The 14,708-nt window shown below is 29.1% G+C and carries 10 protein-coding genes and 1 pseudogene; all 11 read right to left on the bottom strand.

Features of this window, described 5'->3' with window-relative positions:
• A pseudogene (locus L1S46_RS10320) lies at positions 1-85 on the bottom strand (fructose-6-phosphate aldolase); the annotation flags it as partial.
• Positions 86-432: 347 nt separating this feature from the next.
• A complete protein-coding gene (locus tag L1S46_RS10315) occupies positions 433-1,581 on the bottom strand; it encodes an ROK family transcriptional regulator (protein ID WP_077306702.1) in 1,149 nt (382 codons plus the stop codon).
• A gap of 201 nt (positions 1,582-1,782) precedes the next feature.
• A complete protein-coding gene (gene xylB / locus L1S46_RS10310) occupies positions 1,783-3,285 on the bottom strand; it encodes a xylulokinase (protein WP_238899900.1) in 1,503 nt (500 codons plus the stop codon).
• 460 nt (positions 3,286-3,745) lie between these two features.
• Positions 3,746-5,071, bottom strand: coding sequence for a xylose isomerase (gene xylA, locus L1S46_RS10305; RefSeq protein WP_012058599.1), 1,326 nt, complete (start codon positions 5,069-5,071; stop codon positions 3,746-3,748).
• 532 nt (positions 5,072-5,603) lie between these two features.
• Positions 5,604-6,773, bottom strand: coding sequence for a sugar ABC transporter permease (locus L1S46_RS10300; RefSeq protein WP_012058598.1), 1,170 nt, complete (start codon positions 6,771-6,773; stop codon positions 5,604-5,606).
• A gap of 1 nt (position 6,774) precedes the next feature.
• Positions 6,775-8,352: a xylose ABC transporter ATP-binding protein gene (locus L1S46_RS10295; RefSeq protein WP_012058597.1), complete on the bottom strand. Its 1,578-nt coding sequence runs from the start codon at positions 8,350-8,352 to the stop codon at positions 6,775-6,777.
• Between the two features lie 64 nt (positions 8,353-8,416).
• Positions 8,417-9,496, bottom strand: coding sequence for a D-xylose ABC transporter substrate-binding protein (gene xylF, locus L1S46_RS10290; protein WP_012058596.1), 1,080 nt, complete (start codon positions 9,494-9,496; stop codon positions 8,417-8,419).
• Between the two features lie 293 nt (positions 9,497-9,789).
• Positions 9,790-11,130, bottom strand: coding sequence for a response regulator (locus L1S46_RS10285; RefSeq protein ID WP_238899899.1), 1,341 nt, complete (start codon positions 11,128-11,130; stop codon positions 9,790-9,792).
• The gene (locus L1S46_RS10280) at positions 11,108-12,604 is read right to left on the bottom strand and encodes a histidine kinase (RefSeq protein WP_238948455.1); all 1,497 of its coding nucleotides are present in this window, start codon (positions 12,602-12,604) and stop codon (positions 11,108-11,110) included. Before L1S46_RS10280 ends, L1S46_RS10285 begins: the two co-directional genes overlap by 23 nt.
• Entirely contained in the window at positions 12,594-13,574 is a 981-nt protein-coding gene (locus L1S46_RS10275) for a substrate-binding domain-containing protein (RefSeq protein WP_238899897.1), read from the bottom strand. The genes L1S46_RS10280 and L1S46_RS10275 overlap by 11 nt, the downstream gene beginning before the upstream one ends.
• 478 nt (positions 13,575-14,052) lie before the next feature.
• Positions 14,053-14,598, bottom strand: a complete 546-nt coding sequence (locus L1S46_RS10270; RefSeq protein ID WP_238899896.1) for a cysteine hydrolase family protein — start codon at positions 14,596-14,598, stop codon at positions 14,053-14,055.
• Positions 14,599-14,708: the final 110 nt, after the last annotated feature.

Below are 14,708 nucleotides of genomic sequence, written 5' to 3'. Positions count from 1 at the left end.
GATTTGTTGTTACACCACATATTACTCCCATTTCATTTGCTTCTTTAATGTGTTCCACATTTGCTGTGTCTAAGAAAAATCTCATTTTATTAACATCTCCTCTTTGTTTAATTAAAAATCATTTAATATATAAGGTTATCTCAAATAAGAAATTTTAATTTCTTACTTAAGACTCACCTTTATGTAAATATTTATTTAATAACACATAAGAAATTTGCTCTTAATTCGGAGTTCCAATCAAAAATCAAGAACATAAATCTAATATGAAATAAATAGATATTTAGTTTTATATAAAAGGCTTGTCTTAATCTGGAGTTCCAATCAAAGATTAAGACTCCCCTTAATATAGCTATGCTTACATAACTTTAAAAATATATTTTAAAAATTTATTTAATAAGTTTTTAAATTAATAGAGCAGCTTTCACCACTCCATTATTTAATTTCTAAGAATTCTTCTATAGGCATCATAGCAGCTCCTAGTAGATAAGATTCTTTAAAACTTGCAATACTTATACTGCAATTATTTTCATTTGTAAATAAATTATCTTTATAAACCTCTTTTTTCAGCATATCTATCTTATCATTAAGTAAATTATTTATATCTCCACCTATTACTATGCTGCTAGGATCAAATATCATAACCAAATTCGATAGACCTAAAGACAATGTTTTTAAATAATCATTTAATACATCATGAGCATCTTTGTCATTTTTATTATATCTTTCTTCAAATTCATCAATATCACTAATATTTGAACTATTAGCTTCATTATAACTATCAATCAGAGAATTCATAGATGTGTATGCTTCTAAACAGCCTCTAGCTCCACACTTACATTTTTTTCCGTCAATTGCTATCTTAGTATGACCTAATTCTCCTGATGAGTTATTGTCACCTCTGTAAATTTTTCCATTTATTATTATACCAAGGCCTAAACCTTCTGTTATTGATACATATAATAGATTTCTTAGTATATCCCTTTTATTTAAAAACTCGTAGTAAGCAGATAAATTTGCTTCATTATCTACATATACTGGAATGTCTAAGTATTCGAACTTTTCCTTTAAATTGAAATCTTTGGCGCCTAACAAATATGAATACTTTATTATGCCTTCTTTAAAATCTACGGTTCCAGGTAATGAAATCCCTATTCCTAATAAATTTGCAGAGCATAAATTATATTTCTTCATTAACAAATCTATATTTTCATTAAGTAAATTTATTATGTTCTCTATTCCATCACTATTATGTCTAACTCGCATACTTTCAATAACTTTTTTCTTTATATTTACTAATGATATCTTTATGTGATTCGGTGTTAGTGCGACTCCAATTGAATATCTACAGTTTTCATTCAACTTAATAGCAATTGCTTTTCTTCCTCCTGTAGATTCCAAAGACCTTACATCTTCTACAATACCTTCGCTTTTCAATTCTGTAATATTTGTAGAAACTGTTGTTATACTTATATCTAATATCCTAGATATATCTAATTTGGTGATCTCATTTTTCTTTAATAATAATGCTATTATCTTTTTTCTGTTAGTTTCTTTTATTTTACTGTGATTTACTTCTATCAAACTTTAAAATACTCCTCTCGACTATTATCAGTAATAGTAGCTTTTTCTTAAATAATATCACTATTATTATTTTTGTTAAAGTATTTAAAAAACTATATGATTTTTTTGCTAAAATTCGATACTACTACACACACTTAATTAATTATATAATTAATTAACTAATAATTAACTAAGATAATGGATTTCTATCTTTAATATAATTTAAATATCTTTTATTCTTGGATAAGCTGAATTATATGTTTCATATACTTTAGAGTATACTTCTTTTAATTCTTCATTTGGAGAAACTTTCTTATTTCCTTTTACGATTCTATCACAAGCATCTTCTACAGAATCATAGATTCCTGCTCCAACCCCTGCTAGTATTGCAACTCCAAGTGCACCACCTTCAGATGCTTTAACTGTAGTTAATGAATATTGGAAAATATCAGCTAATATTTGTCTCCATACAGCACTTTCTGCTCCACCGCCACTTACTCTTATTTCATCAATGTTTACATTCATGTCTTCGATTAAATCAAGGCAGTTTTTCAAACTAAAGCTAACACCTTCTAATATACTACGTACAAAATCATCATGGTTATTTATTAGTGATACTCCTAAAAATGCACCTTTTACATTAGGGTCTATATGAGGTGTTCTTTCTCCCATAAGATATGGTAAGTAAACAATTCCATTAGAACCAGGTTTTGATTTTGCTGCTTTTTCAGTTAATAAATCATAGATATCTCTTCCTAATTTCTCGCTTTCTTCAACTTCTTTAGCGCAGAATGTTCTTTTAAACCAGTTCAATGATAGACCAGCTCCTTGAGTAACACCCATTATATGCCACTTACCTGGTACTGCATGACACAAAGTATGAACTCTTCCTTCTTTATCAAATCTAGGTGTATCAGTTGCCGCAAATACTACTCCTGAAGTACCTATTGTTGTTGATATTATTCCTTCTCTTACTATTCCATTTCCTATTGCTCCTGCTGCTTGGTCTCCAGCACCACCAACAACTGTTGTATCTACTGCTAAGTTTGTTAATTTTGCAACTTCCTCTGTAACTTTTCCACTAACAACTACTGATTCATAAACATCTGCTAATATGTTTTTATCTATATTTAACTCATTAAGTAATTCTTCGCTCCAGTTTCTAGTATTTATATCTAACATTTGCATACCACTAGCATCTGAAACTTCTGTTGCAAAAACATTAGTCAATTTAAGTCTAATATAATCTTTTGGAAGAAGTATTTTGTAAATTTTATTATAGTTTTCTGGTTCATTATTTCTAACCCACAATAATTTTGAAAGAGTAAATCCAGTTAATGCAGGATTACCAGTGATTTTAATTAGTCTTTCTTTTCCGATTACTTCTGTCATGTAATCACATTCTTTTTCTGTTCTTTGATCGCACCAGATTATAGAATTTCTAATTACATTAAGATCTTTATCTACCATAACAAGCCCATGCATTTGCCCACTTAATCCAATACCTTTAATATCAGAAGCTTGTACACCACTTTTTTCAATAACATCTTTTATTCCCTTTACACATGCCTGCCACCAATCTTCTGGATCTTGCTCTGCCCATCCTACCTGTGGTTGGAATAAATCATATCCATAAGTTGCAGTTTTTATTGTAGTTCCATTTTCATCAAAAAGAGCTGTCTTTGTTCCTGATGTTCCAATATCCAATCCTAATAAATATCTCATTAATAAACCTCCTAAGTTATATATCTTTTCTAAATTAACATAATTACAAACTTTTTACTTAATTTTTTAAATAACTTTTTAAATGTATTTTAATAAGTTTATTATACTTCCCTTTTTCTTTGCGGTCAATAGTTTTTTGAATACATTTTCATTTTTTATTTTACTAGTTATTTTCTGTATTTAGAATGTTGCACTTATTATAAAATATCTACCAAAATAGAGTCCTAAATAAAAAGGAACTTCTTGCAATAATAATACTGAAAAATATTACAAGAAGTCCTTTTAACTATAAATTTACAAGTTAGAAGTTTTTTCAAATGTATTTACTTAGATCTCACCTTTAAGGCTAGCCTTTGGGTACAACTTCTAATCTTAGAATTATCAATAAAATCCCATACAAGTCGGAATAAAAGCATGCTTCTTATTTTGGTGAAATGAATAAATCTAGATTACATATTATTTATTTATGATCCTCAAATATATATTGATTAACTATAGATTCTAACAGCTCTTGTCTTCCAGATTTATTTATTATAGGGTTATTGTTTAACGCATATGCTTCTAATTCTTTAAAGCCAACTTTTCCTTCAACAATTTCTTTACCGATTCCCTCTGTAAAGCTTGAATATTTTTCCTTTATAAAGTCTTCTAAATCACCATTTTCTAAAAGTTTATAAGCAACTCTCAATCCTTTAGCAAATGTATCCATTCCTGCTATATAAGCTAGGAATAAATCTTCTTTCTCAAATGATGCCCTTCTAACTTTAGAATCAAAGTTAACACCACCTGGTGCAAGCCCTCCATTTTTAAGGATTTCATACATAGCTAATGTAGCATCATATATATTTGTTGGGAACTGATCTGTATCCCATCCAAGTAATGGATCTCCTTGATTAGCATCTATGCTGCCTAAGAATTTATTGATTCTTGCAAAATGAAGTTCATGTTGGAATGTGTGTTGTGCCAAAGTAGCATGATTTGCTTCAATGTTAACTTTAAAATACTTATCAAGGTTATAATTTTTAAGGAATCCTAAAACTGTTGCTGCATCAAAATCATATTGGTGCTTTGTTGGTTCCTTTGGCTTTGGCTCTATTAAAAATTGTCCTGTAAATCCTATTTCTTTTGCATAATCAACAGCCATTTGAAGTAATCTAGCAAAGTTGTCTAATTCTAATCCCATATCTGTATTTAATAGAGTTTCATATCCTTCACGTCCACCCCAAAAAACATAGTTTTCTCCATCTAGCTCTTTTGTTATTTCAATTGCTTTTTTAATTTGTGCTGCTGCATAAGCAAATACATCCGCATTACAGCTAGTACCTGCACCATGAACATACCTTGGATTAGTAAAACAGTTAGCTGTTCCCCATAAAAGTTTTTTATTATACTTTTTCATTAAACTTTTACACAACGCAACTATCTCATCTAAATTTTTATTAGTTTCTTGTAATGTTTTTCCTTCTGGTGCTATATCTCTATCATGGAAGCAGAAATATTCTATGTTTAGCTTATCCATTAATTCAAATGCTGCTTCCATTCTTGCTTTAGCTAAATCCATTTCATTTGTTTCGCTATCCCATGGACGAATCATAGTCCCAACACCAAATGGATCTGCTCCTGTAGCTGTTAATGTGTGCCAATAAGATAAGGCAAATCTTAGATGTTCTTTCATTGCTTTATCCCCAATAATTTCGTCTGGATTATAATATTTAAATGAATATGGATTTTTAGAATTTGCCCCCTCGTAATTTATTTTCGAAACATTTTCAAAGTATTCTCTCATATGATACCCTCCTCATTTTTCTATATTGAATATAAATTATTTCTAGTAAATAGCGTAATAACTTATTAAGCCATTTATCTATTTATAAAAGCCAACGTTAGCAATAACTAGCCCTTATATATAAATCAAATTTGTTTGATTTTAATGAATATTCTGAATTTTATTTTGTATAACAAGCTTTAATCAAAATAATTATTAAAGTAAGTCAAAGTACTTATTCTTTTGATATTCACTACTAAAAATATATTTTGAAATAACTTTTTAAATGTTATTTTATAAGCTTATAATACTTTCTTTTTTTTATATAGTCAATAGTTTTCTGAGTACATTTTTATGTTATTTTTTAATAAAATAATTCATTATAATTATGTCCTTTTCATACCTTTTTATGTTAAACAAAATATAGAATTAATATACCATATATACAGATAACAGCAGACAATATTAATTATAGCCTGCTGTTATTCAAATGATTTGTCGTCACTAATTTATATAAAGTTTTAATTAAGAATATATAATCATTTTCAAAGAATTATTTCTTGTTTTTAGATGATATATCCATCCATACTGCTATTAGTAATATTAACCCTTTAACGATGTATTGCCAGAATGTTGGAGTATTCATCATACTCATACCGTTATCTATACTAGCCATTACAAGTGCACCAACTAATGCTCCAGCAACTGTACCACTACCACCTGCTAAACTTGCTCCTCCAATAACACATGATGCAATTGCATCCATTTCTGCATTTTGGCCAGCTGAAACTGATCCTGCATTTAATCTTGATGTAAGTAATATTCCAGCAACTGCGCAAAGTAATCCAAGTACTGAATATATAACAATAATATGTTTTTTTACGTTTATACCAGATAATCTTGCTGCATCTCTATTTCCACCAATTCCATATATTCTTCTACCAAATATAGTCTTTGTTCCTACAAATGCTAATATTAAAGCTAAAAGTAACATAATGAAAACTGGTATAGGAAATCCTTGATAGTCATTAAGAATTAACACTAGAACTAATGATATAACTCCAATTCCTACTATTGTAAGTACATCTAAAGCCATTGGTCTAACTTCAATATTATATTTAATCTTATTCTTTCTATTTCCTAATATTAAATATGCTGAACCTACAATTGCTAGCACTACTAATATATAACCTACAACTGTTGGTAAATACGCTTGTCCTATAGCTTTGAAATCTGCTGTTAATGGTGCAACAGTATTACCACCTGTAATTCCTATTAATACACCTCTAAAAACAAGCATACTTGCTAAAGTAACTATAAATGATGGAACATTTCTAAATGCTATCCAATATCCATTCCAAGCTCCCATAATAACTCCAAGTATTAATGTTATTACCACTGTTGGGATAGCTGAAAAACCAAACCAAACATTTAATATTGCTGCAATTCCTCCAAGTAAACCTAAAGTTGATCCTGCCGAAAGATCTATTTCACCTAAAATGATTACAAAAACCATACCTATTGCCAGTACACCAGTAATTGACATTTGTCTAAATAAATTTGATAAATTTCTTGTTGTCAAAAAATTTCCATCTGTTAAAAACGTGAATAAAACCCATATTGCTGCTGTTGCTATTAATATTGCTGCCATCTTAGATTTAAATATAACGCCTAAACCTAATTTCTTTTCTTTTTCTGAACTTGTACTTTTACTTAATTGCATCTTATATTCCTCCTACAGAAGTTTTAGTTTCTTCGCTATAACTCTCACTAACTTCTTCATTTTTCTTTCCTACAGAATAATTCATAATCATCTCCTGAGTTAACCCATTATTCTCAAGACTTGCCTTTATTTCCCCTTCATTCATTACTAGAACCCTATCACTAATTCCAAGTACTTCTGGAAGTTCTGATGAAACCATTATTATAGATATTCCTTGTTTAGCTAGCTTAAATATTAACTTATAAATTTCATACTTGGCTCCAACATCAATTCCTCTAGTAGGTTCATCTAATATTAATATTTTAGGTTCAGCAAGAAGATTTTTTGCTAGTATTACTTTTTGTTGATTTCCACCACTTAGATTTTTTATTGCTAATTCAGTTGATGCAGTCTTTATTTTTATTTCATCAATAAATTTTAAAACATCCATCATTTCCTTATCTTTATCTATTACGTTTAATGGCCTTTTATATTTCACTAAATTACTCATTGTCATATTTTTAGCTACACTCATACCCGCAATTATTCCATCTTTTTTTCTATCTTCTGGAACCATAGCTATTCCTTTGCTTAAAGCATCATTTGGATTTTTTATGTCAATTTTTTTACCCTCAAAATATACTTCACCGCTCTTTTGACCTTGGAAACTTCCATATATGCTTGCCACCATTTCTGTTCTACCTGAACCTACTAAGCCTGAAATTCCAAGTATCTCCCCGCGTCTTAAGGTAAAACTCGCATTTTTTACTCTTTTTATGTTCTTATTAAATGGATCTAAAACGTTAAAATTCTTTATCTCAAAAAATTCTTCGCCTATTTTATGTTCTTCTCTAGGAAATAGATTTTTCATTTCTCTTCCAACCATCATTTGTACTAGCTTATCTTGATCTATCTCACTAATAGGAACTTGTCCTATTGTTGAGCCATCTCTAATTACAGTAACATTGTCACATATTCTTGTAACCTCATTAAGTTTGTGAGAAATATAAATACATGTTACTCCATCTCTTCTTAAATCATCTAATATTCCCATTAACACTTCTACTTCACCTTCGCTTAAAGAGGCAGAAGGTTCGTCAAGAATCAATAGTTTTGCATTTTTAGATAGAGCTTTTGCAATTTCAACTAATTGCTGATGTCCAATTCCAAGATCCCCCGCTCTAGTAAGCGGATTAACATTCAGCTTAACCCTATTTAATAATTCATTTGTCTTATTTAACTGTTCACTAAAATTTACTAGTCCACGTGCGCCAATTTCATTTCCTAAAAAAATATTTTCTGCTATAGATAATTGTTTTATAAGTGCTAATTCCTGATGAATAATTGCAATACCAACGCTTTCAGAATCTTTTATACTTGTTTGGCTTAATTCTTTTCCTTCAAAAATTATTTTTCCAGAGTAAGACCCAGCAGGATGCTCTCCGCTCAAAACTTTCATCAGTGTGGATTTTCCAGCTCCATTTTCACCACAAAGAGCATGGATTTCTCCTTTTTTAACTTTTAAAGTTACTCCATCTAATGCCTTTACTCCAAAGAATTCTTTGACTATATCTCTCATTTCTAAAATATACTCACTCATGAAATGCTTATCTCCTTTCTATATTGGAGTCTGACACAATATCATCAGACTCCAATATTCTTATTTATTTGCTTGGTCTTTTATCTTCTGGTACATTTTTATATACATCATCAAACTTTTGGAAACCATCTTTAATTACAGTATCTTTCATGTTATCTGCTGTAACTGCTATTGGAGTAAGTAGTACTGAAGGGACATCTTTTTTACCATTGTTAGTTACAGTACCACCTGTTTCAACATCTTCACCTTTAGCCATCTTTACAGCCATTTCAGCTGCTTTTGCAGCAATATCTTTTATAGGTTTGTATATTGTCATTGTTTGAGTTCCTTCAACAACTCTTTGGCAACCAGCTAAATCTGCATCTTGTCCAGAGATTGTAATTTTTCCTGCTAAGCTTTGTGCTTGTAATGCTTGAATAGCACCACCTGCTGTACTATCATTTGATGCAACTACAGCATCAAGTTTGTTATTATTTGCTGTCAAAGCATTTTCCATTATCTTTAATGCTTCCTCTGCTGACCAATCTTTTACCCATTGATCCCCTACTAGTTTTATATCTCCCTTATCTACATAAGGTTTTATTATGTTCATTTGTCCTTGTCTAAATAATTTTGCATTATTGTCTGTTGGAGATCCTCCCATCATGAAATAATTTCCTTTTGGAGTTTTATCCACGATAGCTTTAGCTTGTAATTCTCCAACCTTCACATTATCAAAAGATACATAGTAATCTAAGTCACTATTTGTAATCAATCTATCATAAGCCAATACTTTTATTTTATTTTGGTGAGCTTCTTCTACAATTGGTGCTATTGATTCACCGTTATGTGGTATTACAACTAAGACATCTACCCCTTGAGATATAAGATTCTCAGCTTGTGACATTTGTGTTGGATCATCCCCATTTGCAGATTGGAAAACAACATCTGCTCCAAGTTTCTTAGCTTCTTCTTCAAAGATTTCCTTATCATGCTGCCATCTTTCAAGTCTTAGGTCGTCCATACTTACACCAATTTTTATTTTCTTATTTCCATTGCTAGATGTTTGTGCATCTTTTTTTGCTCCACATCCTGTCAATGCTGAAAATATTAGTACCCCACTTAGTGCCAAACCTAATAATTTAATCATTTTTTTAGATTTCATCTTTTTCTCCCCTTTTTTTTAATTATAGATCTCTTTTACAGTCTTAATTATATCCGTTATAGTAAACGTTTCAAATAGACTGGTTTGCTAATTTATAATCTTATATTGCTATCTTTTTACAGCAAATTTTTACTAGTAAATAATTCAAAACATAAAGAAAATCCAGACTAATATCTAAATATAAGAAATAGTCTGGACTTTTTTATCGTTGTGATATGTTGTTAGTAATATATTGCTTTTTATAAATCAAAAAATTCCTGAATAATAAATAACATATCTTTCACTAATTAATTTCAAAAAATCTTTTCTTCCATGTTTCCTTTAAAATTTGCAGGACTAACACCTTCATATTTCTTAAATACTTTACTGAAATAATTAGGATCATTGTATCCTACTTTGTAGCAAACCTCCTTCACATTCATTTCTCCAGTTGAAAGTAATTCCTTTGCAACATCTATTCTGCATTTATTTACATATTCCGAAAAATTAACACCGGTTACTTCTTTAAATGTCCTGCTAAAATAATAGACACTTAATCCAAAATTGCTTGCTACCTTATCTAGTTCTAATTCTGTTTCAATATTTTCTCTAATAAATTGTTTTACACTTTCAAATAGTTTCATCTTTATTTTATTTGAATTTTTATTTTTACCTAACTTTGTATCCCCTGATATCCCGACTGAAAAACTATCATTCATCAATTTTCCTTCTATATCATCAATATAAATAATATTTACATTGTCTGAGTTGTATACTAAACATTTCATAGCTTGTCTATAAGATTCCACGATTTGCTCTACTGAATCAAATATTTCTCCAAGACCTGCTCTTATTGAAATATTAAATCTCTTTTTTATTTCTCTTCTCAAATTAAATGCAAGGTCAATTTCTAAACTTTTAAAATCTTCAGTTTCCTCATTATCTATTTGTATAAAATACGTTAATTCTTCATAAAATACATAATTTCCTATGCATTTATATCTTCTGTTGATATATTCTTTAACATATTCTCCTATCTTAATCCTAATTTGATCTCTTTCAAACCTGCTAATATCTTTATAAGCATATTTGTCTTTTATTGAAATAACCATTGCATAGCTATTCATAAAACTCATATCTAAACATTGCAGATACATTCCATAATCAACACCTTTAAGCTTATCATTAATTATTAGATCACTTAATTGATTTTCAAGCACAGGCAATAAAGTATATATTTTCTCTTTATCTTTAATTTCACTTTTTCTTTTCTCCTGTTCTTTTTTCACCCATTTAATTCCCACAGCAATTTTTTCTATAATCTCTTCCTTAGTAAACGGTTTTAGAAGATATTCTTTCACATTTATTTTTACAGCTTCCAATGCAAAGTCGAAATAATCGTATGCTGTCAAAATTATGCTATATAAATTTGGTAAAGTTGCTGTCATTTCTTTCAATGCCTGTATTCCATCAATACCTGGCATTTTTATATCAATAATAACTATATCTGGTCTGATGCTTTCAGATAGTTCAATTGCTTCTCTCCCATTTTTGGCTTCGTATATTTCTAACTCTCCTAAAAAATTCTCTTTTATTATATGTTTAACGGTCTCCCTATCATACTTTTCATCATCAGCAATTAATATTTTCATCATTATTCTCATCCCCCATTATAGGTATTTTCAAATAAACTTTAGTCCCTTTGCCTTCTTCACTTTCTACTTTAAACATATTTTTCTTGTTATATAAATATCTAAGCCTCTTTTCTACTATATTTATTCCAAGGCCTGTTGTATGCCCTGTATGTTTTGCATCATAATTATAATTATTAATCTTATCCAAAACTTCTTTAGAAATGCCAACACCATTATCTTCAATTAAAACATTACACTCACCATTTTCCTCATCAATATATATATTTATATATCCACCATCTTCTTTCCCTTCAATCCCATGTATAAATGCATTTTCTACTAATGGTTGTATTGTCATTCCGGGAACTTTAACTTTTTTCATATCCATATTTGTACTTAGATTAAATTTTACCCTATCATCAAACCTGCATTCCTGAATGTAAATATAATCCTTTACAATCTTTATTTCATCTTCCAATAGTGCATTTGTACTCATACTTCTTAAAGAATATCTTAAAATATTAGATACTGATTTAATTAATTTACTTGTAGTTATTGCATTTTCCATTATTGCTGTCGCGTTTATACAATTTAGGGTATTAAATAAAAAATGTGGGTTTATTTGAGACTGTAATACCTTTAAATCAAATTCTTTTAAAGCATTCTCATATTTTAGATTTTTCATCTCCTCCTCTTTTAATTTTTTTTCTAATACGATCTTCCCATTAAGCGAGCTAATAAGATTTTTTATATCTGTAATCATAGCATTAAATGTTTTTGTTAAAATATCTAACTCATAAATGTCAGTTTTGTTACCTTCATAATATTCAAATTGACCTTTTGATACTTTGTTTGATATTTCAACCATACCCTTTAAGCCCTCAGATATATGTCTTATAAATGTTAATGCATAAACTACACATAAAGCTAAAATTAATATAAGATATGTAGCTAGTCCTATATATATTACGCTGCTATTTCTATTTAGTTCTTTATATGCTATGCTATTAGCCTCTAGGAAATTTTGCATTAAAGTCGATGCATATGCATCACAATAAGATGCAATATTCTTGGCCGCTACAAAATCATCATAGTAAAAAACGTATCCCTCCTTATTTTCATAAGCAGATATTGTATTTTTAGAACTTTCTATATAAGAATCTAAAGTATTATCTAGATCTCTCAAAATATATTGATTTACATCATCAGAATTTTTCTTAAGATTACCAATTTTTTGTTTTGCAAGAATCACCTCGTTATTATAGCTTTCTTTCTTACTTGGAGTTCCATTCAATATATATTGATTAAAATTGTCTAAAGAGCTGTCAACATGCTGCTTAATTTCATTAGTAATTAGCATATTGTTAAGCATATTAACATACCCGTCCTCAATTTTTTTACTCATCGCCAGAGATATAATATTGCATATACATATAGGAATAATTAAGCATATAACAAACATTATAAATTTACTATTTAAGCTTTTAGTTTTCAATTTTATCATCTCCTCGCTTATAGCTATCTACATCGCTTTTATTAATTACATTTACATCGATTAGTGATTTTGAAAACTTATTTGATTTCCCTTGAATTTTGTCCATGATAATATTAACTGCCCTATAACCCATTTCATTACTTTTCTGCACTATTGTTGCTGAAACTAGTCCATTTCTAATATTGCTTAAAGTATCATCTAAATCATCAAAACATATAATTTTTACCCTATCCTTATAATTTAAATCTTTTACTGCTCTTGCAGCGCCTATTCCGTCAAGAGCTGAGGTACAAAATAAAGCATTTATGTTATCATTTCTATTTAGTATTTTTCTTGTTATAATTTCTGCCTCAAGAAGCATCGCATCCGATGAATCTGTATCTACAATTTTCAAGTTAGAATTCGATTTTATATATTGTGTAAAGCCTTCTACCCTTTCTTTCTGATTCTTTACGTTTTTTCCGCCCATTACTATTGCTACATTTCCAGACGTTCCTATTTGCTTGACCATTTCCTTTCCGGCAACTTGTCCAGCTAAAACATTATCTGTGCCAACATATGCTATTCTATTGCTATCTTCTTCATCTGAATCTATTGTAACTACTGGAATACCTTTCTCCATTGCACTATTAATCTTCTTTTTATATTGTCCTTCTTCTTGAACATATGTTATTATGCCACTCACCTTAGCTGATGTAGCCATATCAAAAAGTTTTAGCCCATCTTCAGTGCTTGCAGTTGTAGGTCCTAAAAATTCAACCAATGCACCTCTTTCTTTAGCAGCTCTTTCCGCACCAGCTTTTATATCAAGCCAATATGGATTAGTCTTTATATGAGAAATCAGCACTATCTTAGGTTTTATCGGTTCCTTTTCTACTTTCTTGTCTCTTAATAAATTAATAAAATATAAATTACTCCCTAAAAAAAGAGCAATAAGTATAATGACCAAAACGCTCTTTAAGAATTTCATTACTAAGATCTCCTTTTTAATAAAATTAATGAAATATATAACATTACAAAACCACTTTTAAAATGTCCTTTAATAATGTTATTCTATATTTGTTCTTTTTCTAAGTCAATATATTTTTGTATAGCTTTTCATAAGAGATAAAATAACAATATCATAAATAAACGTTTATTAAAATTATAAAATAGATTCTTTAGTAAATTTTCGAATCTTTTATTACTCACTTTTCATATTTGTAATCTTGTGTAGCCAATTAATATCCTTTAACTAAAGAGATTAAAATAGATAAGAATACCTAATTTGCTGCACTTTGACCCTTCTATAATTCTAAAATATATAAACATTTTTGAAAATTAAACCTCTTTATTTTTCTAGTTATAAAAATAATAGGATTAAAAGTAACAAAGAAAGCTACTTTTAACCCTAGCATCATTTATAGATATGATTCATATTCTATTTATAATATAAGTACTATGCAAAATTAAATGTTAGATAATTTCATCCATTCCATAGTACTTATTACATTACTAAATTTTAAACTTTGAGCAATTAAAGTAGCTTTATGAAGCTCTTTACTACTTATAGAACCCACTTCATTATTTACATCTATAGTTCCTGTAGCATCTGACAAGAAGTCAACGTGGTAGCCTCTATGGAAAGCTTCCCTTGATGTCGTGTCACAGCACATTTGAGTCATATATCCTGAAATAACTATTTCATTTATATTTTCTTTTTTTAATATTTCTTCCAAATTTGTTTCATAAAAACTGCTTGGCTTAGTTTTCTCAATAAGATAGTCGTACGATTTCTCAAGAATCATTGGTTGTAATTCCCATCCATTTGAATTCTTAATAAATGTGTCTCCAAAAAGTGCTGTATGCTGCACAATTATAACAATCATATTATTATCTTTTGCATAATCCATTACCTTCAATATATTATCAAAGCTATTATTAGGATAAGTTACTTTTAGTTTACCTGTAAAATATTCATTTTGCACATCAATTACTAGCAATGCTTTTTTCATTTTCATTCCACCTTTACATTTGCTGATCTACTTATATTTGTTATACTAATAGTATCTTAAATTAAGGTTGAAATGTGAAAGAGATTCGTTAGTTTCTCTTTAAAAATGAA

It is taken from the genome of Clostridium sp. YIM B02500, from assembly GCF_022324665.1.
GTDB lineage: Bacteria > Bacillota > Clostridia > Clostridiales > Clostridiaceae > Clostridium > Clostridium beijerinckii.
Note: the sequence above shows the minus strand (reverse complement) of the source record. Positions and strands in the feature narration are given on the sequence as shown.

Bases quoted from the DNA above. Each gene is read 5' to 3' on its own strand.
- xylB (WP_238899900.1), bottom strand. From the start codon at position 3,285: ATGAGATATTTATTAGGATTGGATATTGGAACATCAGGAACAAAGACA.
- xylA (WP_012058599.1), bottom strand. From the start codon at position 5,071: ATGAGAGAATACTTTGAAAATGTTTCGAAAATAAATTACGAGGGGGCA.
- L1S46_RS10300 (WP_012058598.1), bottom strand. From the start codon at position 6,773: ATGCAATTAAGTAAAAGTACAAGTTCAGAAAAAGAAAAGAAATTAGGT.
- L1S46_RS10295 (WP_012058597.1), bottom strand. From the start codon at position 8,352: ATGAGTGAGTATATTTTAGAAATGAGAGATATAGTCAAAGAATTCTTT.
- xylF (WP_012058596.1), bottom strand. From the start codon at position 9,496: ATGAAATCTAAAAAAATGATTAAATTATTAGGTTTGGCACTAAGTGGG.
- L1S46_RS10285 (WP_238899899.1), bottom strand. From the start codon at position 11,130: ATGATGAAAATATTAATTGCTGATGATGAAAAGTATGATAGGGAGACC.
- L1S46_RS10275 (WP_238899897.1), bottom strand. From the start codon at position 13,574: ATGAAATTCTTAAAGAGCGTTTTGGTCATTATACTTATTGCTCTTTTT.
- L1S46_RS10270 (WP_238899896.1), bottom strand. From the start codon at position 14,598: ATGAAAAAAGCATTGCTAGTAATTGATGTGCAAAATGAATATTTTACA.